Origin of the sequence: Celeribacter sp. PS-C1, assembly GCF_019429625.1 — a bacterium.
Taxonomy (GTDB): domain Bacteria; phylum Pseudomonadota; class Alphaproteobacteria; order Rhodobacterales; family Rhodobacteraceae; genus Celeribacter.
Map to the genome: position 1 here is coordinate 152,838 of NZ_JAHXRW010000002.1, position 21,604 is coordinate 174,441.

Here is a 21,604-nt window from a genome sequence, read left to right on the forward strand (position 1 = left end):
ACAAGGGGTTTGATCTGTGCTGGGCTGGCACTAGCTGGTTCAAACGATGCGTAAAAGCAACGTGCGTGGGCCTCTGGTGCAGGCTTGGTTAAGGAAATATGGGTATTCGGGTGGCGAATCGCCGATTCGCATGACATGATTCGAAAATTCAGTCGAACCACGATGCGTTCGAAGCGATTCGGGCAAAATCGCACCATCTGGTCTCCCAAGCCATCGCCATGGGGACCGCGCAGGATTGATGAGGGGAGAGCCGCATGGCCGCTAAGGACAATGACGACGCCAAGACCGAGGATCAGGACCAGGACGTAATGCTCGATGTGAGCCAAGCGGCGGTCAAAAAGATGATCGGCGAGGCGCGCGAAAAGGGCTACATCACTTACGATCAGCTCAATAAAGTCCTTCCGCCGGAACAGGTGAGCTCGGAACAGATCGAAGATGTGATGTCGATGCTCTCTGAGATGGGCATCAACGTCATTGAAGACGAGGAAGTTGAAGACGAGGAAGAGGGCGCCGCTAAAGGTGGTGAACTCGTCACCGCCAACACCTCGCGTGAGGTAGCTGTTGCCGCGTCCGAGACCGAGAAACTCGACCGCACGGACGATCCGGTGCGGATGTATCTGCGCGAGATGGGCTCTGTCGAACTGCTGTCGCGTGAGGGCGAGATCGCCATCGCGAAACGCATCGAGGCCGGCCGCAACACGATGATCGCCGGGCTCTGCGAAAGCCCGCTGACCTTCCAGGCGATCACCATCTGGCACGACGAACTTCTGTCCGAAGATATTCTCCTGCGCGACGTCATTGACCTCGAAGCCACCTTTGGCGGTGGTGTCGATGGGGACGAGGAAGAGAATGTCGTCGAGGGCCTGAATGTTGGCTCCGGTGGCGGTGAGGCCAAGGAAAAAGAACAGGAATACGACGCCGACGGCAATCCGATCTCCACGGATGACGACGACGAGGACGAGGACGAACAGGCCAACATGTCGCTCGCGGCAATGGAAGCGGCGTTGAAGCCTCAGGTTCTGGAAACGCTCGCTCGGATTTCAGAGGACTTTGCACATCTCTCCGAGATGCAGGACCTTCGTATGTCCGCTACGCTCAATGAAGATGGCTCCTTCTCCGAAGGCGAAGAGGCACAGTATCAACAGCTCCGTTCCGAGATCGTGACGCTGGTGAACTCGCTGCACCTCCACAACAACCGGATCGAAGCGCTGATCGACCAGCTTTACGGCATCAACAAGCGCATCATGACCATCGACTCGAGCATGGTGAAACTCGCCGACCAGGCGCGGATCAACCGTCGCGAATTCATCGAGGAATATCGCGGCGCGGAACTCGACCCGAACTGGCTCGACCGAATGGCCGAGAAAGCGGGCCGCGGTTGGCAGATGTTCATCGAACGTCACTCCGACAAGGTCGAAGAACTGCGTGGCGAAATGGCCATGGTCGGTCAATACGTCGGTGTCGACATCTCCGAATTCCGCCGCATCGTGGCGCAGGTCCAGAAGGGCGAAAAAGAAGCCCGTCAGGCCAAGAAGGAAATGGTCGAGGCCAACCTGCGTCTCGTGATCTCGATTGCCAAGAAATACACCAACCGTGGCCTGCAATTCCTTGATCTCATTCAGGAAGGCAACATCGGTTTGATGAAGGCGGTCGATAAATTTGAATACCGTCGCGGCTATAAATTCTCGACCTATGCGACTTGGTGGATCCGTCAGGCGATCACGCGTTCCATCGCGGATCAGGCCCGCACCATCCGTATTCCGGTGCATATGATCGAGACGATCAACAAGCTGGTACGGACCGGTCGTCAGATGCTGCACGAAATCGGTCGCGAACCGACGCCGGAAGAATTGGCCGAGAAGCTGCAAATGCCGCTCGAAAAGGTTCGCAAGGTGATGAAAATCGCCAAGGAGCCGATCTCCCTCGAGACGCCGATCGGCGACGAGGAAGACAGCCAACTTGGCGATTTCATCGAGGACAAGAACGCAGTTCTGCCCCTCGACGCGGCCATTCAGGAAAACCTCAAAGAGACCACCACCCGCGTGCTGGCCTCGCTCACGCCGCGTGAAGAACGCGTGCTGCGGATGCGGTTTGGCATCGGGATGAACACCGACCACACGCTCGAAGAGGTGGGTCAACAGTTCTCCGTGACGCGAGAGCGTATTCGTCAGATCGAGGCGAAGGCGCTCAGGAAGCTGAAGCACCCAAGCCGGTCGCGGAAGCTGCGGTCGTTCTTGGATCAGTAAAGTTAGAGGCGCCTCCCGTAAGGGGGGCGTTTTTGATTGGGGAACTGGTATGGAATTTTTCTCTGCAGTCGGATTATTGCTGACAGCGCTGGGAGCATATGTCACGGCCCGTGGCGTCATGTTGACCGGAAATCGCGCCGGTGAAATAGCGGTCAGCCGAATAGCTGGAGCAAGGAAAGAAACGTATGAGGAATTGCCGCTCGCTCAAGCACTTTTAAATGCCTCTCGTTTGGCGAGGAAAGGATTGCTCTTGATCGTGGCCGGTAGCTTTCTTCAGATGGTTCCAGTGATCGTGAATATGTTCTGAAGCTATTTCTTTGCGCGGAACAAGGCTGCAGGCCGCCGCGCATCGGTTCATGCTGAAAGCATGCCACCGGCATGACCCGTCCGGAGTTCAGGCGGTGCACGGCTTGCACTTGGACAGCAAGGGCTTCAAAATGCCTCTCAAACAGGAGGCCCAAATGTCCATTCTCTCCAAACTCTTCGGCGGTAAATCTGACAGCACATCCGAGGCGCAAAGCGCGTCGAAAGAGGACGTCAAACCCGAACTTTACGGCGATGAGTTCCGCATTTTTCCCGAGCCGATCAAGGAAGCGAACGGCTACCGCGTCGCCGCGCGGATCGAAAAGGACATCGACGGCGAGACCAAGACCCACCATATGATCCGCGCCGATACGATGGGCGGCGAAGACGACGCGCGCATGGCCAGCCTGCACAAAGCGCAGATGTTCATCGACCAGATGGGGGTGCGTATCTTTGACTGACGGGCCAAGCTTTTGTCAAAGCGAGAGCTCGCAGCATCCTACTGCGCGGGCGTCCACATCGGATTGCCAGAGGCGGTGTCCTGCACCTCAGCTTGCATCACATCCCAATGCTCGGCGATCTGGCCGTCCTCAACGCGGAAAATGTCGACGCCCACCATCGGGTCCGGTCCCCAGCCTGTCGCCCGGAAATGCACGGCGACCAACTGTGCGTCTTCATCCGCGATGATCTTGCCGATCTCATAGGTAAAGCCCTCTGCGGGCGCGCTGGCAAAGCCGCGCAAGGTGTCGAGGCCGTTCGGAAAATTCGGATTGTGTTGAATATAGTCTTCGCGGAACAGGCGGTCGATGGCCGTCACATCCGGTTCAATGAAGACGGCGGTTACGCCCGCGATAACGATGTCGCGGGCGCTTTCCGCCTGCGTGGCAAATGGCGCGAGCATCACTGCCGCCGCCAGAAAAAGCTGTTTCATCTGCGATCTCCCTTTGCCACATCTAAGCGTGTCGCGGCGCGGCTGGCAATCACGTCCGCGCCGTGAAGAGGTTTAGGCCAGAGCTGCTTTGATCGTCTCGGCGATCGGCTCGGTCGGGTGGCCGATCAGTTTGGAGAGCGTGTGGCTGTCGTCAAACAGCGACCCTTTGGCGGCTTTCGCATCCGAATCCGCGAGGATAGCGGCAAAGGGACCGGGCAGGCCAGCGCCCACGAGCGCCTCGGTGAACGCGGCTTCGGGCATGTCGGTGTATTTGACCTCTTTGCCGGACAGTTCGGTCACCGTGGCGGCATATTCGGTTAGCGTGTAGGCCGCGTCACCGGCGAGTTCGAGAACTTCGCCGTCATGACCTCCAGCGAGCACGATGGCGGCGGCTTCGGCGTAGTCTTTGCGCGATGCGGTGGCGAGTTTTCCGTCCTGCGCGGCGCCGAAATGCTGACCCAGTTCAAGGTCTTGGCCCAACGTCATGGTGATGTTTTCGGAATACCAGCCGTTGCGCAACAGGGTGTGCGGGATGCCGCTGTCTTTGAGGGCGGCTTCGGTTGCGATGTGCTCTTCTGCCAGTGCCATGTTGCCGCTGTCGGCTTTGAGGATCGAGGTGTAGGCGATGAAACCAACGCCTGCGGCCTTGGCGGCTTTGATGACATTGCCGTGCTGGGTGGCGCGCTGGCCAACTTCCGACGAGGAGATCAGCAGCAGGCGGTCGACACCGGTAAAAGCGGCTTCGAGGGCAGCTTCATCGGTGTAATCACCGCGACGGGTGGCGATGCCTTTGGCGGCATAGGCGTCGGCGGCTTTGTCGGAGCGGACGAGGGCGAGGATGTCGTCTTTGGCGACGAGGGTGGCGAGGTGATCGACGACGAGGTGACCGAGTTGGCCGGAGGCGCCGGTGACGAGATAGGTTGTCATGATCTTTCCTTTTGGGATCGTTTCGAATACAAGTCTCATTTAGAGACCAAAATCGCCTTTGAAAAGGAGGCAGTTTTTCGGTCCCAGGTAACATAGAGGGAACCACCTATGCGGGATATGCAGCTGAGCCGCCTTGAGGAATGGAAGGCGATGGGATTCGATTTCCAGAACTGCCCTGTGCGGCAGGTGCTGGATCACGTGGCGGCGAAATGGACCTCGCTCATTTTGCTTGAGCTGGAAAACGGGCCGCAGCGGTTCAATGCGCTCGGGCGTGCGCTGCCGGATATTTCCAAACGCATGCTGACGCAATCTTTGCGTGATCTTGAACGGGACGGGTTGGTCGCGCGCGAGGTCTTCGACACCAAGCCACCCTCGGTCGCCTATAGCCTGACCGAGATGGGGCACTCTTTCCTTGAGCCGCTGCATCATATGATCATTTGGGCCGAGACCATGATGCCCAAGGTCGAAGCTGCGCGGGCACAGTTCGATCAAAGCTGAATAATCAAAGCTGAAATCTTATGCGAAGCTACCCGGAGAGGAGAGTTGTCCACAAGATTTTCAGGCCGCAATGAAACTCGATTAACCTTTCAGGCGTTTCTTTATCAGAGCTGCAACAGCGATGAGAGAAACACATGACCAAGACGACCAAACTTCTCGCCCTGATCTGTGCCGCCCTCGCAGGGGCTGCTATGGCTTCGCCTTATGTGCCTTTGACCGAGGAACACCTGTCCCCCGAGCCTGTTCTGATCAAGGTGCCGGCCGAAGATCTGGATCGCTGTGTCGCGACATTGGAGCAGGTGTTTTTGGCACCTGTCGAAGAAGCCACCGTTCAAAGCGCGTCTCTGACGGAGGCGCAGGCCGGGCCAACCGTTCGCTGTGTCGTGGAGTGATGCCGTGACGGTGAGAGGGAGCCAGCTTTCCCCGTTTCAAGATCGAGTCTGCCGCGTTAATCTGAGTGCATGAAAGTGCGATTTTCCATTTGTATGAGCTGTGCCATGACGGTGCTTCCGTCTTTCGCTCAAGCTCAAGAGGCCTCCCTATTTCATTGCCAGTTCGCGAATGCGAAAGAGGTCACACTGCGGGTCACCGAGACGGGCATGTCCTATGCATTTGGACGACAGCATTCCACGCCGGAATTGACCTTATGGCGGACATTCGACGAGATTGAAGTGACGCCCTGGAATGGCGTTGGTCGGTCAATATGGGAAGACATCGCGTTTGCGAATGGTGATGTCACCTATCGCATCTGGGGGAATTTTGACCGCATGACGGAAGAGCATGAGGTGACGGGCGGTATTTTGGTCGAGCGGGGCGACGAAGACTTGGCGCGGCTGGATTGTTTGCCTTACACGGTTAACTACACCCTTTTCTCTTTTTCGGACGCCTATGAGGCGGCAGGCTATTGTTGGGATTTGGGGGCCAATCATTGGCAGGAGCGCTGTGAATGAGCCATCGCATCTTCGAAATATCCACGCACGGCCCAGGGCTCTACGAGTTCACCTCGGATCTGGCGCGCTGGGTCGCGGGCGAGGGGTCAATGGAGGCAGCGCTCACCTTGATGGTCCAACACACCTCGGCTTCCCTCGTCATTCAGGAAAACGCCGACCCGGAAGTGCAAACCGATCTGGCGGCGTTTTTCCACCGATTGGTGCCGCCAACCACCGATCCGTCGATGACCTATCTGACCCATACCTATGAGGGACCGGACGATATGCCGGCGCATATCAAATCCGCGCTTCTGCCCACAACGATCACAATTCCCGTCTTGAATGGGCGAATGACGCTCGGAACATGGCAAGGAGTTTACCTTTTCGAACATCGCAGCCGCCCGCACACTCGGCGGGTCGTGGCGCTTTTGCGGTGACTGTGGGAAAAAGAGTGATCCCACAACATCTAGCGGCGCAAATTATCACTACCCAAATTCTGGGCTTCCCCCTATAGTGCCTGTGGATAACTGGGGCAGAGACCCCAGAGGACCGAGGCAGTGATGAGATAAGGGGGCGCTGATGCGTTGTCCATTTTGCGGAAATGTCGATACCCAGGTGAAAGACAGCCGACCAGCTGAAGATCACGTAGCGATCCGTCGTCGGCGGTTTTGCTCGGCTTGCGGCGGGCGGTTTACCACCTATGAGCGGGTGCAACTGCGCGATCTGGTCGTGGTGAAAACCAATGGCCGTCGCGAAGATTTCGACCGTGACAAACTCGAACGTTCGATCCGGATCGCGGCCCAGAAACGCCCGATCGAACCAGAGCGTCTCGATCAGATGATTTCCGGCATCGTGCGCCGCCTTGAGAGCATGGGCGAGACCGACATTCCGTCGAAAACCATCGGCGAGATCGTGATGGAAAGCCTCGCGCGGATCGACACGGTGGCCTATGTGCGCTTTGCTTCCGTCTACAAGAATTTCCAGGCGGCTGACGATTTCGACAAATTTGTCAGCGAGTTGCGTCCGGACACCAAGCCTGACGAATGACCCGCACTGATGATGAACGCCATATGCGTCACGCGCTGTCTCTGGCGGCGCGTGGACTTGGGCGGACGTGGCCAAATCCCGCAGTCGGCTGTGTGATCCTCAAAGGCGGACGCGTCGTCGGACGTGGCTGGACTCAGCCGGGGGGGCGTCCCCATGCGGAGGCGATGGCGCTTGCGCAGGCGGGCGAACTGGCGCGCGGCGGGACCGCCTATGTGACGCTCGAACCCTGTTCCCACCACGGCAAAACCCCGCCCTGTTCCGAGGCGCTGATTGAAGCGGGCGTTTCGCGTGTCGTCGTCGCCTTGGGCGATCCGGACCCGCGTGTGAACGGCAAGGGCTTTGCGCTATTGCGAGATGCCGGTCTCTCCGTGACCTCGGGGGTGCTTGAGGCAGAGGCCCGACAGCAACAGGTGGGCTTTCTGTCCAAAGTGACAAAAGGCCGGCCGATGCTGACGCTGAAACTGGCCTTGTCCTGGGATGGGCGTATTGCGACCGCGACCGGCGAGAGCCAATGGATCACCGGCCCGCAGGCGCGGCGGAGGGTGCATGCCATGCGTGCCAACCATGACGCCGTCCTTGTCGGGGGCGGAACCGCGCGCGTCGATGATCCCGGGCTGACCGTGCGCGGTATTGGCGTGTCTCATCAACCGGTGCGCTTGGTCATGTCGCGGCGTCTTGATCTCCCGCTGAGCGGGCAGTTGGCGCGGACCGCGCAGGAGGTGCCGGTTTGGATCCTCCATGGCCCGGATGTCAGCGCGGAACTGAAATCCGCTTGGCTCGGTCTCGGTGCAGAGTTGATCGAAGTCGGCGTCCTGGGCGGACATCTCGATCCACGTGCGGCGTTCGAGGCGCTTGGCGCACATGGTCTGACGCGAGTGTTTTGCGAGGGGGGCGGTGCTTTGGCTGCGTCCCTCTTGTCGACGGAACTGGTGGATCGAGTCGCTCTGTTCACCGCAGGTCTTGCGATCGGCGCCGAAGGGATGCCGGGGTTGGGGGCGCTGGGTCTGGAGCGTCTGGCGGCCGCGCCGCGCTATCGGCTTGAGAGCATCGAACAGATCGGTCCGGATGCGCTGAGCCTTTGGACGCTACCGGAGACCTAGGAGGGCAGCGCGAAGTTGACGCAGTTTTGCGAGGGCAAGCTGTGCAGCGTGGCTGCGTCCATTAGGGGCCAATGCCAATAACTCCAGTGCCTCTTCGGGCGCCAGAGCGGCACCTGTTTCCGGATGAAAATAACGAGGATAATCAATGAGAACCGCATGCGCGAGCCCCATAAGATCGGGGCGCGCCGCGCGTCGGGCGGGCGTCGATCCAAGATCTGTCGTCAGCCCCCAGCCCGCATAAAACGGCGCGCCGGTGCAGGTCACAGTCTTGCCGCGCAACAGAGCCTCGAAGCCCAGAAGAGAGGTCATGGTCCAGACCTCATCGCAAGCGTCGATAAGGGCGATCGGGTCGGCTCTCTCGGCGATCACATCGGCGATCTGATGAGCCTCTGAGGTTTTCCCGCGCCGCAGCCCCGCCTCGACATCCGGGTGGGGTTTGTAGACGATCACCGCCTCTGGATGGGCTGCGCGCGCCGCTTGCAGCAGCGCAAGATTGGTCGAAATATCCCCAGCGCCAAGCCGGATTGAGGCGTCATCCTCAACCTGTCCAGCGACCAAAATGCGATACCCCTCTGGCAGAGCAGGTAGGTCCTCACCAACATTGTATTTGGTGAGGCGCAATTGGGTCATACGTCTCACGAATGCCTCTGCGCGCCTTCGGTGTTGAGCGCTTAAGTCCGCACGCGCATTTATCACGGCCTCAAGTCGGGAGGGGCGGGTCGGGTCAAAGTAAATGCCGCTGTCGTCCAACACGAGAGACAGCGGGCGGACGAGGGCAGCACCTAGGCCGCGCGAGCGAAGGAAGCCGTCCTCGAGACGCAGGTCTGCCTCTGCATTCTGGCCCCAAACGATATGGCGGGCGCCTTCGTCTTTGTGGCGGGCGATATCTTCTGCTTTGTCGGAAAACACAATCCGAGAGTGACCGAGATAGCGCCGCAAAAAGGGCCGTTTCCACGGCAGGATATTGGAGGCAACATAGCCCGATCTATCTTCCGCTCGGGCACGAAGCCGCGCTTCAAGGCGGCTCAGGATGTCTTCTATTTCGAGTTCTTGGTCGCCGCTTTGCCATGTCGTCGACAACATGAAAGCGCCGCAAAAAAGCTGAGCACGGGTGAGGCGCCGTGTGGCGTAAGGATTGGGGTTTTCGTCCTGAGTGAGATCGAGGCTGCCGTACCAGGGGCGCCCAAACACCCGAGGGCGATGCCCCGCGAGAATGGCATCAAATCCGGGACCTGCGCTGTGAGTGTAGACCGAGGTGGCGTTCTCCAAAAGCGGGTAAAGCGGCGTCTCTGGCGGCAAGAGCGTCACGCGCGGGTCGTTATGGTCCGAGAAAAAACCATTCTCGCAGGTCAGGATTGCAACCTGCGCATTGAGCAATTCGGTCTGTGCGAAGACCAGCATTTCGGCCATGTCAAGTTCTGCGGGCGCCTCTTTTGAGGTGCGGGGTTGGTCTAAAACCAACACATAGGGAACATTTGGGATCGTCTCGTCGTGCTTTTCGTCCGAAAACTTAGACAATTCCAACGAGACCAGCCATTCGATTGCGTCTCGGGCTCGCGCCAATTGTGCACTGTCATCCAGACCATTTTCAGCCAGAAGCGCGTCCCAATCCTGTCGGGTGAAACAAGTGAGATCGGGTTCGGACAGAACGCGTTCGAACAATTGAGGGAGCGCAAAGGAAAGCCGCCCGGACAGGGTCGGGGCGGCTTTGGATGCAATGCGGTCGGGATCGACCATGGGCCTTAATTTGCGAGGTTGTTGAGCGAATTGGCCGAGGTCGCGGTGCCGGTGATGGCGCCCAGAGTTTTCTGCCATTGGACGAACGGCGCCTCGGTCACATAAAGCGTGTCTTCGTCGCGGATCAGGAAATCGCGCGCGAGGAACAACCCGTTCGGCTGGGTTAGGTCCAGCACGTAAATCAAACGCTGAGTGCCGACCAGATCGTCACGACCCAGCACCTGTTTGGCGATTTCTTCAGGTTCGTTGCGGAACACGAAAACGCCGGTCGGGTCGGCGGCGTTGGTTTGCAGCCCGCCGACTTGCGCGATGGCTTCCAACGCGGAGAGGTTGCGGGTCTCAAACGAGATCACGCTTTGCCCACCGGTTGCGCCCATTGCGGTGAAGGAGCGGGGGTCGGCTTCGACGAGAATGCGGTCGCCGTCGCGCAGCGGGATGTCGAATTTCGGGTTCTCATAGAGATCGGCGAACCATACGGTGCCGACTTTGCTGCCGCGAATGACTTTGACCTGGGCCACGTCGGGTTCGACGGAAATGCCGCCGGCATTGGCCAGCATCGCGGTCAGACGACGGGTCGGGCGTTCGATCGGATAGACACCCTGACCTGAGATTTGCCCAGTGATGGTGACCGTTGCGCCATCACCAGCGGCGCGGGCGACCATGACCTGCGGGTCCGGGGTCTGGGTGTCGAGTTTTTCAGTGATGATGCGACGGATCGCTTCGGGGCTGTTGCCCGCAGCTTTGATGCGGCCTGCGTAGGGCACAAAGATAAAGCCGCCGCCGTCGACCTGAACCTCGGAGAGGACGGTCGCGTTGGCGCCTTGGCCTGCCAGAAGCCCGTCATCAACGTTTTCCCAGATGGTGAGGGACAGCACGTCGCCCGGGGCGATGGTGTCGGAGCCAATCACGCCTGCGTTTTGGAAGGCGGAGGAAAAGCCGAGCTCTTGGTTGATGGCGGTTGCGGCGTTGACTTGGTCATTGACGGCGACGACGAAGGAATCGCCTTTTTCAAGCACAGAGCCGGCAAAGATTTCTCTTTTGTTCGGACCAGAGCGCGGCAGAGCACAGGCGGACAGACTTGCAGCCACGGCCACAAGCGTAATGGCGCGGGTGATGCGCGATGTCAGGATCTGCACTGGTCGAACTCCTTACCCCATATTTTTATCGGGTTTAATCAGAAGATTAATGAATAGCGAGTCAAAAATCCATGGTAGCGACCAGACTCGATGCGGCCCAAAGGGGGGTGTTGCCCGAAGGCCGCGGGTCCCATAGGGAATGTGGTCGTGTAAATTTTTGCCTCAGGATATAGGGGTGAAAACCGCGTATTTCCTGCTGCGTTGCCGCCATTTTCGGTGTGGGCGGTGCACCACCTCAGGTCTTTACTTCACAAGACGCAAAGGTTGGCGCGGGGGCGCCGTGCCGGACAAAAGTGCGACATCGGGGGCGTCCTCGGACAGCATCAGGTCGACAACAAGGCGCATGAGTTGGCGGCGCCCGCGTTTGGAGTAGAACCCGCCTGGCACTTGCGAGGTTTCCAACAGGAACTGGCGGTAATCGCGATAGGCACGGGTGTCGGGGCGGTCCGGTTGGTTGAAAAACGCCTCGAGCGTTTGATGCGACACGAACTCCGGCTTGTCATAGACGGCCAGGCCGAGAATGCGCAGCGGGATGCCAAGGGACAGCACCTGTTGGCCGGCCGTGGAGTTCACGGTCACGGCGGAGCGGGCGTTGTGCAAAAGGCGTTGCAATTTGCCGCCCCGGACGTGGTGCACGCGATGTTCGACGCCAAATTCCGCAGCGATACGGCGAATTTCGTGGCGCAGGTTGCGGCGATCGTTTTCCAGAGGATGGGCCTTGAACACGAGGTGGTGGTGTTGTGGTGCACCGCGCGCGAAGCCCTCGATCACATCGGCGATGAATTCCGGCATGGTGGAATAGGGGCTGTGAACCTGAAAGCTGGTGTCATGTTCGAGCTGCAACAGCGCGATGTGGAACGGATGTCCCGCAGAGAGGATCGAACGTGTATGCCACGCCCGCGACAGCCAATGCTGCGGCATCATGATCAGGCGTTTGAAATACAGGGAAAACTCTTTCGTGACCGGCAGTTCGCGGTGGCCGCGATAATGTTTGAAGGCGGAGTTTCTGAACATCACGAACCAATGGTAGAGCGCGCCGTAAAAGATGTGCTGGCGCATGTCGCCCCAAAGTGCTGGTGGCTCGATATTGTCGTGGTCGATCCTGTCCAAAGCGGCGCGCATCTCGGCTACTGACAGCGCCATAAGGGTAGAGTTCCCGTTCGAGCCGTCGCGCTCGTAAGTGACCCAATAGGGTCGGATGTAGCCCTCTTCGAACACATGGATGGTCAGGCCCATTTCGCGCGCTTTCTCGATCGCCAGCGCATGGACGGGACGCGTGTCGCCGTAGAGCACAATGTCGGTGACGGATTTTTCGCGCACGATCTCTGCAAATCGGTCCGGCCAGTCATCGGCTGGCTCCGTGTAGGGCAGAAAACTTTTGGCCGAGAACCAGAACGCCCGGTCGCCAGCGTTGAAACCTACGCGCCAAACAGTGGACCCCGCCGCGCGTAACATTTTCGACAGAGACCAGAAAAACGGCCCGTGCGGCCCCTGCAACATCAGGAACACACGCGCCTCTGCGGGCGTTTTGACCTCGGGGACTTTCATGTCGGTCATTTGGGGCATCTCTGGCGGGCTTGTCATGGGGAATGTTATGTTTGATTTCCCAATTTGGCGGATTTGTGGCTGCATAGACGCAAACTTGCGTGCTCAGTGAGGAGCATCGCAAAGCCTCGTTCCGAGAGAGAGATGACCTCTCATATCCGAAAAAGGTGAATATTCCCTGAGCCGCTTTAGGTCACCACCGCTTGCAGCGTCGCGCGCGGGGCGCTACCTCTGGGCGCAAGCAAAGTTCAAAGCCCGACAGGAGAAGACATGTTCACAGGGATCGTCACGGACATCGGCACCGTTCTGGAACTGGAAAAGCGCGGCGACCTGCGGGCGCGGATCGGGTGCGCCTATGATGTCGACGGGATTGAGATCGGCGCGTCGATTGCCTGTGATGGCGTGTGCCTGACCGTGATTGCGCTCGGAACAGACCCGCAAAACTGGTTCGATGTGGAAATCTCCGCCGAGAGCGTGTCGAAGACCAATATTTCGGCTTGGTCTGTCGGCAAGAAGCTCAATCTGGAACGGGCCTTGAAGCTGGGCGACGAGTTGGGCGGGCACATCGTGTCGGGCCATGTCGACGGCGTGGCGGAGATCATCGCCATGGTGAACGAGGGCGACAGCACCCGGATCAGCTTCAAAGCACCGGAGGCTCTGGCGAAATTCATCGCGCCTAAAGGGTCGGTGGCTCTGAACGGCACGTCTTTGACCGTCAATGAGGTCGAGGGCACCACCTTTGGAATCAACGTCATCCCGCACACTCAAGAGGTGACGACGTGGGGCACCGTGAACGTGGGCGATAAGGTCAATCTTGAGATCGACACGCTGGCACGCTACGTGGCGCGGCTTCAGGAATGGCAGGCGTGAGCTGACTGTCGTCTTTGGGAATTCAGGGTTTCAACGAAACATTTCCAGCCCATAGCTGTCTTTTAGGGCAGGGTGCGCGAAACTGCCGGGGCTTGTGCGTGCGATGAGGCTGGCGTTTGGGCGCACAAACCTTTACGGAAAGGTGACTGAAGCCCCTGAAAGCCGCCGAAACGACCATGCCGGAAACGCCCATGACTGAGACACTCAATACCGATAGCGAAACCTATCACTCCGCCATTTCCCCCATCGAGGAAATCATCGAAGACGCCCGAAATGGCCGGATGTTTATCCTTGTGGATCATGAGGATCGCGAGAACGAAGGCGATCTGGTGATCCCGTCCCAGATGGCGACGCCTGAGGCGATCAACTTTATGGCCACCTATGGGCGCGGGCTGATCTGTGTGACGTTGACCGGCGAGCGTATCGACGCGCTGGGACTGCCAATGATGGCCTCGAGCAACTCGTCGCGTCACGAAACCGCCTTTACCGTCTCCATCGAGGCGAAAGAGGGCGTGTCGACCGGTATTTCTGCGCACGACCGCGCACGCACCGTTGCTGTGGCCATCGATCCGTCGAAAACCGCCGAGGACATCGCGACGCCCGGGCATATTTTTCCGCTGCGTGCCCGTGACGGTGGCGTCCTCGTTCGTGCGGGTCACACCGAGGCCGGTGTCGACGTCGCGCGTCTTGCGGGCCTGATGCCCAGCTCCGTGATCTGCGAGATCATGAACGAGGACGGCACCATGTCGCGCCTGCCGGATCTGGTGGGCTTTGCGCAGCTACACAATCTTAAGATCGGCACGATCTCTGACCTGATCGCTTATCGCCGCCGCCACGACAACCTCGTGACCAAGACGGAGGAGCGTCAGGTGCGGTCCGAATTCGGTGGCGATTGGAATATGCAGATTTACACCGACGATCTGCACGGCGCCGAACATATCGTGCTCTCCAAGGGCGATGTCACGGATGGCAAACCGGCCTTGGTCCGGGTGCACAACCTCAACCCGCTCGAAGACGTGTTGGGCATTGGCAAGACCTCGCGCGAGATGGAAGGCGCGATGGAACTGATCGCCGAAGAGGGCCGCGGTGTGGTCGTCCTTTTGCGCGACACGCGGATGAAAATGGCGGAAGAGGACGAAGCCTCGCCGCAAACCCTGCGCCGCTATGGCCTCGGCGCCGAAATCTTGGCCGCTCTGGGCCTGCATGAGCTGATCCTCGTGACGGATAGTCCGAAGCCGAAAGTGCCGGGGCTTGAAGCCTTTGGTCTCGAAATCGTCGGCACCCGCAAAATCACGGAAGGGGCATGAGTCATGGCCGCTGCTGAACAACATCATATTCTCGATCTGCCGAAGTTCGAAGAGCCGGTGAAAATTCTGATCGTCGTTGCGCCTTATTACAAGGACATCGCCGACGAGCTTGTCGCGGGCGCCAAATCCACCGTCGAGGAGGCTGGCGGCACGTGGGAACTTGTGGAAGTGCCCGGTGCATTGGAAGTCCCCACCGCGATCTCCATCGCGGACAAGCTGTCGAACTTCGACGGCTACGTTGCGCTGGGCTGCGTGATCCGCGGCGAAACCACGCATTACGAGACCGTTTGCAACGACAGCTCCCGCGCGCTTCAGTTGATGGGCCTTCAGGGCATTTGCATCGGCAACGGCATCCTGACCGTGGAAAATCGCGAGCAAGCCGTGGTGCGCGCCGAGAGCAAAGGTCAAAATAAAGGTGGCGGGGCTGCGGCTGCGGCCTTGCATCTGATCGCGCTTTCGCGCAAATGGGCCGCTCCGAGCAAGGGTGTGGGATTCCATGCTGACGCGATCAAGCTTGCCGGTGACACAAAGCCTGCCTGAAAGCTGACCTGACGGACCCAAATCATGACCGAAGAAAACACCCATCTGAAACCGCCCTCGAAGCGCGAGATGAAATCAGCCGCGCGGCTTTATGCCGTTCAGGCGCTGTTTCAAATGGAAGCGGCGGATATGACTGTCGATAAGGTGCGCCGCCAGTTTTACGACCATTTCTTCGGTCTTGAGACCGAGGAGGAAGGCACTTTCATCGACGGCGACAGCGACCTGTTTCACGAGATCACCGAGATCGCGGTGAACGATCAGGCCAAGATCGACCAGATGACCGACCGGGCTCTGGTGGCGAAATGGCCGATCGCGCGGATCGACTCGACGCTGCGTGCATTGTTCCGTGCTGCGGGGGCCGAGCTTATGTCCAATCGCACGCCGCCCAAGGTGGTGATCGTCGAATTCGTGGACGTTGCCAAAGCGTTTTACCCCGATGGCCGCGAACCGAAATTCGTCAACGCGGTGCTCGATCATATGGCCCGCGAGGCTCGACCGGAGGCCTTTTAAGGCCGTAGGGAGAACGAGCAAAGCCGTTCTGAAATTTTGAAACCGGGCGCCCTCAAAGCGTCCGGTTTTCTTTTACGCACCCACAAGCTGCCGGCTGTGATTGGGGAAGACCCGGCGCAGAAGCGCTATCGAGCTTAGGCACAGGGCAAAGAGCACGCCGGTCATGACGGCGATATTGGCCAGCGGCGCGGCGAACAGCGGCTGGTAGCCTGCCTCAAGCAACAGGTAAATCATCGGCGCGTGCAAAAAGAAGACCCCGAAACTCGCATCCGCGAGGTTTTGGCTCCACGCAATGGGCCGGTCGCCGTAGCGCTCCAACAGCCCCAGAAACGCAAAAGACAGCGCGAGTTTTTGCGGCATCATCAGGTCGATCTCACTCCAGCGCAGGCTGAAATCTGTGTGATAATTGCCGTAATGCCCCGTCTCTGCGGCTGCCATCGCCAAAAGAATGGCGCTCACGAACAGGGGAAACGTCAGCCGTTTGAGCCAGGGCAGGACGGCCTCACGGTGCTGCACATAGGTCATGCCGGTCAGATAGACGGGTGTAAAATAGATCACCGATTGCGGGATCAGGATGTCCTCGACCGAGCGCTGAACAATGTTGGATAAAAGATACAGCACTGCCAAAAGGCTGAGCTGATGTTCGAGTGAGAGGCGCTGATAGGCCATGTGCAGGGGCGACATCAGGAACATCACTAAAATGGCGGGCACATACCAATAGGCGATCACGGTGTTGCCGCTGATCAAGAGATGCGCGCCATAAAAGAAACGCGCGCCGATCTCGCCCGAAGTCTCGTGCAGCACCACGAACACGGTGAGTGGCAGCGCCAGCACGAGATAGGGCAGGGCGACATTTCGGAGCTTCGAGCGCATGAAACGCCGAAACGTGTAGCGCGGCACGAAAACATGCTGAAACAGAATGCCGGAGATCAGCACAAAGAACACGGTCGCGCCGGTCAGCAGATTGATGACCGTGCCTTGCGCCAGCGCCGGCGTGTCGTAATGCGCGAGTAAGATAGTGTGCGATGCCACAACGAACACAATCGCCAGCGCGCGAAAATGGGTGATGGCATGGAGCGTCATATCGTCCTCGTGTTCGGCCTGTCGCGGGGCGCGCGTCGCATTGGCTTCAGAGAACAGATCAATCATGGAGATTTTGAGGCTGGATCGGGGTCTTTCGATGCGGGCATCGTGCGAGGAAAGCCGCTACATCCTGTCACCTGTTGTCACATGCAGGATTTGATATAATTACTGTGCTATAGTTTCAGAGTAACATGACGGGAGCGCTGCCATGCCCAAACTGGTCAAACTCTACATCACTCAGGTGCTGATCGGCTTTGCCATCGCCGCTGCTTTCGTCGCGGTGCTGTTGTATTTCAATGTTGCCAACCTCTGGCATCTTGTGACGCACAACGATGTCGGCCTCATTGCGGTGATTGTGCTCTGGTTCGCCAATGGCATAGTGTTCTCTGGCGTGCAATTCGCCATTTCGATTATGCGCATGGCCGAGAGCGAGGATGATGATCAAGGCGGCAAACGCGATGACATCCCGCTCACGGCGCTTGAACCGGTTTTGGTCGAGGTCGGGAATCATCGTCGATAAGATATTGAATAAAAAATAAAAAACGCGCCCCGAGAGGCGCGTTTTTTGTAAGGCGGCGGGGGACCACAGCATCCGTAGCGACGCTTTGCTCCCGATGCCTGATATATCAGGTGGGCGCCAGGTAACAAAACCAGGGTCTTGACAGAGCCAGCTCCCATTCGGTTGCGTAAGGCCTCCGGAGACTTGCGCCCATGTGTACGAAACGAGCAGATCCCGCCTGAGCCCGAGATAGGGCGAACCGTGGATAAGGACAAGGGGCGGGACGTTGAAATTCTCCGCAGCTTGCCCCAGATAATTGCACATGCCCGATCCAAGCGACTTCACCACCTACCAACCCGGCCAACTTCTGGCCCGTGGAGTCTCTCGCCACATGCGTAGCCATGACTTCACCTGCGTCGAGGAACTGGTGCCCGCCCGTGGCCTGCGCGTCGACGTCATGGCGCTGGGGCCAAAGGGCGAGGTCTGGGTGATCGAATGCAAATCCAGCCGCGCGGATTTCATATCGGACAGCAAATGGCAGGGCTATCTGGACTGGTGCGACCGCTATTTCTTCGCGGTCGATGCCGATTTTCCGGTCGAAATCCTGCCAGAAGGCGCGGGCCTCATCTTTGCGGATGGCTATGGCGCCGAGATTGTGCGAATGCCCGATGAAGACAAACTGCCGCCCGCCCGGCGCAAGAAAATCCATATGATCTTCGCCCGCACCGCCGCCGCGCGGCTCCAGAGCTACCGCGATCCGGGCGTCGCCGGGATGTTCAAAGACACTTAGTCTTTTCCGTGGGGGAAATACTCCCGCCGGAGGCGTGCGGCCTCTCGGGCAGGGGCTTACTTCGCCAATTTACGCGCTTGCGCGGCAGCCGCCCGAAGCTCTTCGGCGATCTCTTCGGCCTCTTCCGGCTCGAAATCCATCGGAATCTCGATGCCACCTGTCGCCTCGATGAACATGCGCACCATGCCAAGCGTGGTCGGCCCGATCTGAAGATTGGCTTCGATGTCTTTTTCCGAGTTGATACCCATGACGGCTCCTTTGTGGATGAGAAAGGCGTTTACGCGTTTGAGGCAGATGAGGCAAGTCGGCTCTGGGCCAGCGCGGCCTTGCCCCTCTGCACAGAGAAGCGTTTTGCGAAAAATCTGCCCGTGAAAGCGCCGTTTTGTCGAAACTGCCTCTTGCATTCATCATCACAGGACAGTAAATCCCCCGACAGTGCCGCCTTAGCTCAGTTGGTTAGAGCGCCTGATTGTGGATCAGGAGGTCCCCCGTTCGAGCCGGGGAGGTGGTACCACTCTCCCCCCTCTGTAGATGAGTTGTTACGCGTCAGTCGGCTCGTTTTTGATCCGCTGTCTTTCATGTCGCGTGATCTGTTATGCCCGCGCATAGAATTCGCTGGCATGAGTAATTTCTGCATTCGCATCTCTTGTTTGCAATCTTCTTTGACCCTTCGCCTAAGCGTCTTTTCCGTCTTGGGAGCGCCCAAACGTGTGACGTGGCCATGCTGCCGACCCCTCTCTCCCTGTAGGAAAGCGATGCGCGCGGCATTGGCGCGCATCCGTCTGCTAACACCCGAAATTCAAGGTGAAATTTCCTCATTGCATTCGGCTGCGACAAAATGTAGCAATTTCTAAAATTGCGTGTTAGTCTCCTTCTTAGGGAGGACATGATGCACCTTTATGTCGTAGGATTGGCCTATTCGGCCCTGGTCCTGCTTCCGGTCGCATTGTTCGCACTTGCAGTCTGTGATTGCTGCAAGGACAGAACAGAAGACGGGGCAGCTTGACCAAAAACGAACACTCCCGACTGTTGGCCTGTGATGGGCCTCATGTTCGGGGGGAGGAACGCGGCGCAGGGGAGGGCGCCGCGTTCTCTGTTTTCAGAAGGTCGAATTTTAGAAAGAGAGATGTGCCGCGGTCAGTTCGACGGCGTTTCGACGGCAATCCGCTGGCGCAGCGCGCCGGACGCGGCATCGAAAATCAGAATCTCATCCCCGGCCACCACAGCAACCCAATCGGGCCCGCGCGTCACCGCCTCGGGCGTCACACCTTCGGGCAGATCGAGTGTCTCGGGCCAGCTCAGCGCAGGTCCCGTGTCCTCGAAATCAGGGAAGCGCGTGACAAGCAGGCCGATGAGCACTAGAAACCCGACAATCATCACCCCCAAAAGCCCGGTGACCAGCCGACGCAACAGCGTCAGCCCGGCCGCGTCTTTCGGGTCCAATTCGAAGTCCTTACCTGCCGGATCATCCATGATTGTCACCGTCTCCTTTACCATCGGGGAACACCCGCCCAAACGTCTTGATAAGGCGATTGCCCGCGATGTGCCAGAAGAAGCCACGCTGTCGCGCTCGCGGCTCGTGAAACTTTTGGCCGAGGGCGCCGTGAAGGTGAACGGCGTGGTGGTCACGGATCAGAAGGGCAAGATAGAAGAGGGCGACCAAATTGAGATCACGGTCGAAGAGGCCACCGAGATCGAGCTCAAATCCGAAGACATCCCACTCGACGTGATCTACGAAGATGACGATCTGATCGTGGTGAACAAACCCGTCGGCATGGTCGTCCACCCGGCGCCTGGCAGCCCCTCGGGCACTTTGGTCAACGCCTTGATGCATCATTGCGGCGAGAGCCTGTCGGGGATCGGCGGCGAAAAACGCCCCGGCATCGTGCACCGGATCGACAAGGACACCTCGGGGATTCTGGTCGTCGCGAAATCCGACAAGGCGCACCAAGGTCTTGCGAAACAATTCGAAAAACACACGGTCGAGCGCAAATATTTCGCGCTGGTCTATGGCGCGCCGGACCCGATGGACCCGCGCCTGCGCGGTGTCAAAGGCGTGAGTTTCGAGGGCTCGAACATTCTGCGCATCACCACTATGCTTGGCCGTCACAAGACGGATCGTCAAAAGCAAGCCGTGTCCTTCACCGAGGGCCGCCACGCGATCACCCGCGCGCGGGTTCTGGAACTTTACGGCACACCGCCGCAATTGGCGCTGGTGGAATGCTGGCTTGAAACCGGGCGCACGCATCAAATCCGTGTTCATATGGCGCATGCCGGGCATGGATTGGTCGGCGATCAGACCTATGGCGGTCGGCGGAAACTCAACCATAAAGCGCTGTCTGACGCGGCGCGCGATGCGGTTGATGCCTTCCCGCGTCAGGCGCTTCACGCCGCTGTTTTGGGCTTTATCCATCCGGTGACCCGTGAAGAGATGCGGTTCGAGGCACCTTTGCCAGAGGACATGCAGATGCTCCTCGACACGCTTTAAACGTCCGTTTTTTGTAACATGCGACCACATGGCCGTGAGCCGGGTGAAATCTTGACGGTTTCGCTTGGGGAACTTTGTGGCTTCGGTCATGGTTTGTTCAGACCTAGAGGATACCAATGCGCATGCGCCCCCTTGAAAGCGCTAACAGGCCTTCCTAAATGGCATGTTAAGCCTTATAACATAGGCGTGACGCGGGAGAGATGTGAGAGATGAGTAACTACGCCAATTTGCCGGCTCCGAGCCCCGAACAGGGTTTGAACCGCTATTTGCAGGAAATCCGCAAGTTCCCGATGCTGGAACCCGAGGAAGAATACATGCTGGCGAAACGCTGGGTGGATCACGAGGACGCCAACGCGGCGCATAAGCTCGTGACCTCGCACCTGCGTTTGGCCGCCAAAATCGCCATGGGCTATCGCGGCTACGGATTGCCGCAGGCTGAGGTTGTGTCCGAGGCCAATGTGGGCCTGATGCAGGCGGTGAAACGCTTTGATCCGGAAAAGGGCTTCCGCCTCTCGACCTATGCGATGTGGTGGATTCGCGCGAGCATTCAGGAATACATCCTGCGCTCCTGGTCTCTGGTGAAACTCGGGACGACGTCGGCGCAAAAGAAACTGTTCTTCAACCTGCGCAAGGCGAAGGCCCGCATCGGTGCCTTTGAAGATGGCGATTTGCACCCTGACAACGTCAAACAGATCGCAACCGATCTCGGCGTGACCGAGGACGAGGTGATCTCGATGAACCGGCGGATGTCGGGCGGTGATGCGTCCCTCAATGCCACCGTCGGCAATGACGAGGAAGGTTCCGCCCAGTGGCAGGACTGGCTTGAGGACGAAAACGCCGATCAGGCCGCCGATTACGAGGCCCGCGACGAGATGGACACTCGCCGCCAGCTTTTGGTGCAGGCGATGGATGTGCTCAATGAGCGCGAAAAAGACATCCTGATGCAGCGCCGCCTCAAGGATCAGCCAGTGACGCTCGAAGAACTGTCGAGCCAATATGACGTCTCCCGCGAACGCATCCGTCAAATCGAGGTGCGTGCGTTTGAGAAGTTGCAGAAAAGGATGCAGGAGTTGGCGAAGGAACAGGGCATTCTCGAAGGCGCCTGATCTTTTAGACGA

General features: G+C 58.7%; 25 protein-coding genes and 1 tRNA gene. 18 read left to right on the plus strand and 8 right to left on the minus strand.

Annotation, left to right across the window (positions count from 1 at the left end; genetic code table 11):
* The first annotated feature begins 254 nt into the window (after window positions 1–254).
* The 3 genes from rpoD (at window position 255) to J5Y17_RS03355 (ending at window position 3,010) form a co-directional block, all read left to right on the plus strand.
* A complete protein-coding gene (rpoD, locus tag J5Y17_RS03345; protein WP_219783794.1) occupies window positions 255–2,246 on the plus strand; it encodes an RNA polymerase sigma factor RpoD in 1,992 nt (663 codons plus the stop codon).
* Window positions 2,247–2,295: 49 nt separating this feature from the next.
* A complete protein-coding gene (locus J5Y17_RS03350; protein ID WP_219783795.1) occupies window positions 2,296–2,553 on the plus strand; it encodes a hypothetical protein in 258 nt (85 codons plus the stop codon).
* Window positions 2,554–2,707: 154 nt separating this feature from the next.
* Complete coding sequence (locus J5Y17_RS03355; RefSeq protein WP_219783796.1) at window positions 2,708–3,010, plus strand: HlyU family transcriptional regulator; 303 nt, start codon at window positions 2,708–2,710, stop codon at window positions 3,008–3,010.
* A gap of 38 nt (window positions 3,011–3,048) precedes the next feature.
* On the opposite strand, the gene J5Y17_RS03360 is transcribed toward J5Y17_RS03355, so the two are convergent.
* Both J5Y17_RS03360 and J5Y17_RS03365 read right to left on the minus strand, forming a co-directional pair.
* Entirely contained in the window at window positions 3,049–3,480 is a 432-nt protein-coding gene (locus J5Y17_RS03360; protein ID WP_219783797.1) for a nuclear transport factor 2 family protein, read from the minus strand.
* Window positions 3,481–3,552: 72 nt separating this feature from the next.
* Window positions 3,553–4,407: an SDR family oxidoreductase gene (locus J5Y17_RS03365; RefSeq protein WP_219783798.1), complete on the minus strand. Its 855-nt coding sequence runs from the start codon at window positions 4,405–4,407 to the stop codon at window positions 3,553–3,555.
* A 108-nt stretch (window positions 4,408–4,515) separates the two neighbouring features.
* Between J5Y17_RS03365 and J5Y17_RS03370 the strand changes: the two genes are divergently transcribed.
* From J5Y17_RS03370 to ribD, 6 genes are all read left to right on the plus strand, one after another.
* The gene (locus J5Y17_RS03370) at window positions 4,516–4,905 is read left to right on the plus strand and encodes a helix-turn-helix domain-containing protein (protein ID WP_219783799.1); all 390 of its coding nucleotides are present in this window, start codon (window positions 4,516–4,518) and stop codon (window positions 4,903–4,905) included.
* Between the two features lie 134 nt (window positions 4,906–5,039).
* Window positions 5,040–5,297: a hypothetical protein gene (locus J5Y17_RS03375; protein ID WP_219783800.1), complete on the plus strand. Its 258-nt coding sequence runs from the start codon at window positions 5,040–5,042 to the stop codon at window positions 5,295–5,297.
* Window positions 5,298–5,402: 105 nt separating this feature from the next.
* The gene (locus J5Y17_RS03380; RefSeq protein WP_219783801.1) at window positions 5,403–5,855 is read left to right on the plus strand and encodes a hypothetical protein; all 453 of its coding nucleotides are present in this window, start codon (window positions 5,403–5,405) and stop codon (window positions 5,853–5,855) included.
* The gene (locus tag J5Y17_RS03385) at window positions 5,852–6,271 is read left to right on the plus strand and encodes a secondary thiamine-phosphate synthase enzyme YjbQ (RefSeq protein WP_219783802.1); all 420 of its coding nucleotides are present in this window, start codon (window positions 5,852–5,854) and stop codon (window positions 6,269–6,271) included. The genes J5Y17_RS03380 and J5Y17_RS03385 overlap by 4 nt, the downstream gene beginning before the upstream one ends.
* A gap of 142 nt (window positions 6,272–6,413) precedes the next feature.
* Complete coding sequence (gene nrdR, locus J5Y17_RS03390) at window positions 6,414–6,881, plus strand: transcriptional regulator NrdR (protein ID WP_219783803.1); 468 nt, start codon at window positions 6,414–6,416, stop codon at window positions 6,879–6,881.
* Window positions 6,878–7,981: a bifunctional diaminohydroxyphosphoribosylaminopyrimidine deaminase/5-amino-6-(5-phosphoribosylamino)uracil reductase RibD gene (gene ribD / locus J5Y17_RS03395; protein ID WP_219783804.1), complete on the plus strand. Its 1,104-nt coding sequence runs from the start codon at window positions 6,878–6,880 to the stop codon at window positions 7,979–7,981. Before nrdR ends, ribD begins: the two co-directional genes overlap by 4 nt.
* Here the strand turns inward: ribD and J5Y17_RS03400 are convergent.
* From J5Y17_RS03400 to J5Y17_RS03410, 3 genes are all read right to left on the minus strand, one after another.
* The gene (locus J5Y17_RS03400) at window positions 7,967–9,718 is read right to left on the minus strand and encodes a capsular polysaccharide biosynthesis protein (protein WP_219783805.1); all 1,752 of its coding nucleotides are present in this window, start codon (window positions 9,716–9,718) and stop codon (window positions 7,967–7,969) included. The genes ribD and J5Y17_RS03400 overlap by 15 nt on opposite strands.
* Before the next feature lie 5 nt (window positions 9,719–9,723).
* Window positions 9,724–10,854 carry a polysaccharide biosynthesis/export family protein gene (locus J5Y17_RS03405; protein ID WP_219783806.1) on the minus strand — a complete coding sequence of 377 codons (1,131 nt, stop codon included), beginning with the start codon at window positions 10,852–10,854 and terminating at the stop codon, window positions 9,724–9,726.
* Window positions 10,855–11,097: 243 nt separating this feature from the next.
* Window positions 11,098–12,411: a capsule biosynthesis protein gene (locus J5Y17_RS03410; protein WP_255571836.1), complete on the minus strand. Its 1,314-nt coding sequence runs from the start codon at window positions 12,409–12,411 to the stop codon at window positions 11,098–11,100.
* A gap of 258 nt (window positions 12,412–12,669) precedes the next feature.
* Here J5Y17_RS03410 and J5Y17_RS03415 point away from each other — a divergent pair, with 258 nt between their 5' ends.
* From J5Y17_RS03415 to nusB, 4 genes are all read left to right on the plus strand, one after another.
* On the plus strand, window positions 12,670–13,269 hold the full coding sequence (locus J5Y17_RS03415; RefSeq protein WP_219783807.1) for a riboflavin synthase: 600 nt from the start codon (window positions 12,670–12,672) through the stop codon (window positions 13,267–13,269).
* Between the two features lie 191 nt (window positions 13,270–13,460).
* The gene (gene ribB, locus J5Y17_RS03420; protein WP_219783808.1) at window positions 13,461–14,576 is read left to right on the plus strand and encodes a 3,4-dihydroxy-2-butanone-4-phosphate synthase; all 1,116 of its coding nucleotides are present in this window, start codon (window positions 13,461–13,463) and stop codon (window positions 14,574–14,576) included.
* Window positions 14,577–14,579: 3 nt separating this feature from the next.
* Window positions 14,580–15,116: a 6,7-dimethyl-8-ribityllumazine synthase gene (locus J5Y17_RS03425; protein WP_219783809.1), complete on the plus strand. Its 537-nt coding sequence runs from the start codon at window positions 14,580–14,582 to the stop codon at window positions 15,114–15,116.
* 24 nt (window positions 15,117–15,140) lie between these two features.
* Window positions 15,141–15,626 carry a transcription antitermination factor NusB gene (gene nusB, locus J5Y17_RS03430; RefSeq protein ID WP_219783810.1) on the plus strand — a complete coding sequence of 162 codons (486 nt, stop codon included), beginning with the start codon at window positions 15,141–15,143 and terminating at the stop codon, window positions 15,624–15,626.
* 72 nt (window positions 15,627–15,698) lie between these two features.
* Here the strand turns inward: nusB and J5Y17_RS03435 are convergent, their stop codons facing one another.
* Window positions 15,699–16,775, minus strand: coding sequence for an acyltransferase (locus J5Y17_RS03435; protein WP_219783811.1), 1,077 nt, complete (start codon window positions 16,773–16,775; stop codon window positions 15,699–15,701).
* A 142-nt stretch (window positions 16,776–16,917) separates the two neighbouring features.
* Here J5Y17_RS03435 and J5Y17_RS03440 point away from each other — a divergent pair, with 142 nt between their 5' ends.
* Together J5Y17_RS03440 and J5Y17_RS03445 are read left to right on the plus strand one after the other, a co-directional pair.
* A complete protein-coding gene (locus J5Y17_RS03440; RefSeq protein ID WP_219783812.1) occupies window positions 16,918–17,229 on the plus strand; it encodes a hypothetical protein in 312 nt (103 codons plus the stop codon).
* Between the two features lie 301 nt (window positions 17,230–17,530).
* A complete protein-coding gene (locus J5Y17_RS03445; RefSeq protein WP_219783813.1) occupies window positions 17,531–17,998 on the plus strand; it encodes an MmcB family DNA repair protein in 468 nt (155 codons plus the stop codon).
* 56 nt (window positions 17,999–18,054) lie between these two features.
* On the opposite strand, the gene J5Y17_RS03450 is transcribed toward J5Y17_RS03445, so the two are convergent.
* A complete protein-coding gene (locus J5Y17_RS03450; protein ID WP_167600017.1) occupies window positions 18,055–18,246 on the minus strand; it encodes a DUF6324 family protein in 192 nt (63 codons plus the stop codon).
* A 189-nt stretch (window positions 18,247–18,435) separates the two neighbouring features.
* On the opposite strand from J5Y17_RS03450, the gene J5Y17_RS03455 reads away from it, so the two are divergent.
* Window positions 18,436–18,512, plus strand: a tRNA-His gene (locus J5Y17_RS03455).
* Between the two features lie 623 nt (window positions 18,513–19,135).
* Here the strand turns inward: J5Y17_RS03455 and J5Y17_RS03460 are convergent.
* Window positions 19,136–19,471 (minus strand): DUF6476 family protein, encoded by a 336-nt coding sequence (locus J5Y17_RS03460; protein WP_219783814.1) that lies wholly within the window; start codon window positions 19,469–19,471, stop codon window positions 19,136–19,138.
* Between J5Y17_RS03460 and J5Y17_RS03465 the strand changes: the two genes are divergently transcribed.
* Both J5Y17_RS03465 and rpoH read left to right on the plus strand, forming a co-directional pair.
* Window positions 19,470–20,486: an RluA family pseudouridine synthase gene (locus J5Y17_RS03465; protein WP_219783815.1), complete on the plus strand. Its 1,017-nt coding sequence runs from the start codon at window positions 19,470–19,472 to the stop codon at window positions 20,484–20,486. The two genes, J5Y17_RS03460 and J5Y17_RS03465, sit on opposite strands and share 2 nt — an antisense overlap.
* Before the next feature lie 209 nt (window positions 20,487–20,695).
* Window positions 20,696–21,592: an RNA polymerase sigma factor RpoH gene (gene rpoH / locus J5Y17_RS03470; RefSeq protein ID WP_219783816.1), complete on the plus strand. Its 897-nt coding sequence runs from the start codon at window positions 20,696–20,698 to the stop codon at window positions 21,590–21,592.
* Window positions 21,593–21,604: the final 12 nt, after the last annotated feature.

Bases quoted from the DNA above. Each gene is read 5' to 3' on its own strand.
- J5Y17_RS03385 (WP_219783802.1), top strand. From the start codon at position 5,852: ATGAGCCATCGCATCTTCGAAATATCCACGCACGGCCCAGGGCTCTAC.
- J5Y17_RS03445 (WP_219783813.1), top strand. From the start codon at position 17,531: ATGCCCGATCCAAGCGACTTCACCACCTACCAACCCGGCCAACTTCTG.
- J5Y17_RS03435 (WP_219783811.1), bottom strand. From the start codon at position 16,775: ATGATTGATCTGTTCTCTGAAGCCAATGCGACGCGCGCCCCGCGACAG.
- J5Y17_RS03460 (WP_219783814.1), bottom strand. From the start codon at position 19,471: ATGGATGATCCGGCAGGTAAGGACTTCGAATTGGACCCGAAAGACGCG.
- rpoH (WP_219783816.1), top strand. From the start codon at position 20,696: ATGAGTAACTACGCCAATTTGCCGGCTCCGAGCCCCGAACAGGGTTTG.
- J5Y17_RS03355 (WP_219783796.1), top strand. From the start codon at position 2,708: ATGTCCATTCTCTCCAAACTCTTCGGCGGTAAATCTGACAGCACATCC.
- ribD (WP_219783804.1), top strand. From the start codon at position 6,878: ATGACCCGCACTGATGATGAACGCCATATGCGTCACGCGCTGTCTCTG.
- nrdR (WP_219783803.1), top strand. From the start codon at position 6,414: ATGCGTTGTCCATTTTGCGGAAATGTCGATACCCAGGTGAAAGACAGC.
- J5Y17_RS03375 (WP_219783800.1), top strand. From the start codon at position 5,040: ATGACCAAGACGACCAAACTTCTCGCCCTGATCTGTGCCGCCCTCGCA.
- ribB (WP_219783808.1), top strand. From the start codon at position 13,461: ATGACTGAGACACTCAATACCGATAGCGAAACCTATCACTCCGCCATT.
- J5Y17_RS03350 (WP_219783795.1), top strand. From the start codon at position 2,296: ATGGAATTTTTCTCTGCAGTCGGATTATTGCTGACAGCGCTGGGAGCA.
- J5Y17_RS03380 (WP_219783801.1), top strand. From the start codon at position 5,403: ATGACGGTGCTTCCGTCTTTCGCTCAAGCTCAAGAGGCCTCCCTATTT.
- J5Y17_RS03360 (WP_219783797.1), bottom strand. From the start codon at position 3,480: ATGAAACAGCTTTTTCTGGCGGCGGCAGTGATGCTCGCGCCATTTGCC.
- rpoD (WP_219783794.1), top strand. From the start codon at position 255: ATGGCCGCTAAGGACAATGACGACGCCAAGACCGAGGATCAGGACCAG.
- J5Y17_RS03415 (WP_219783807.1), top strand. From the start codon at position 12,670: ATGTTCACAGGGATCGTCACGGACATCGGCACCGTTCTGGAACTGGAA.
- J5Y17_RS03450 (WP_167600017.1), bottom strand. From the start codon at position 18,246: ATGGGTATCAACTCGGAAAAAGACATCGAAGCCAATCTTCAGATCGGG.
- J5Y17_RS03365 (WP_219783798.1), bottom strand. From the start codon at position 4,407: ATGACAACCTATCTCGTCACCGGCGCCTCCGGCCAACTCGGTCACCTC.
- J5Y17_RS03425 (WP_219783809.1), top strand. From the start codon at position 14,580: ATGGCCGCTGCTGAACAACATCATATTCTCGATCTGCCGAAGTTCGAA.
- J5Y17_RS03465 (WP_219783815.1), top strand. From the start codon at position 19,470: ATGATTGTCACCGTCTCCTTTACCATCGGGGAACACCCGCCCAAACGT.
- J5Y17_RS03400 (WP_219783805.1), bottom strand. From the start codon at position 9,718: ATGGTCGATCCCGACCGCATTGCATCCAAAGCCGCCCCGACCCTGTCC.
- nusB (WP_219783810.1), top strand. From the start codon at position 15,141: ATGACCGAAGAAAACACCCATCTGAAACCGCCCTCGAAGCGCGAGATG.
- J5Y17_RS03370 (WP_219783799.1), top strand. From the start codon at position 4,516: ATGCGGGATATGCAGCTGAGCCGCCTTGAGGAATGGAAGGCGATGGGA.
- J5Y17_RS03410 (WP_255571836.1), bottom strand. From the start codon at position 12,411: ATGACCGACATGAAAGTCCCCGAGGTCAAAACGCCCGCAGAGGCGCGT.
- J5Y17_RS03440 (WP_219783812.1), top strand. From the start codon at position 16,918: ATGCCCAAACTGGTCAAACTCTACATCACTCAGGTGCTGATCGGCTTT.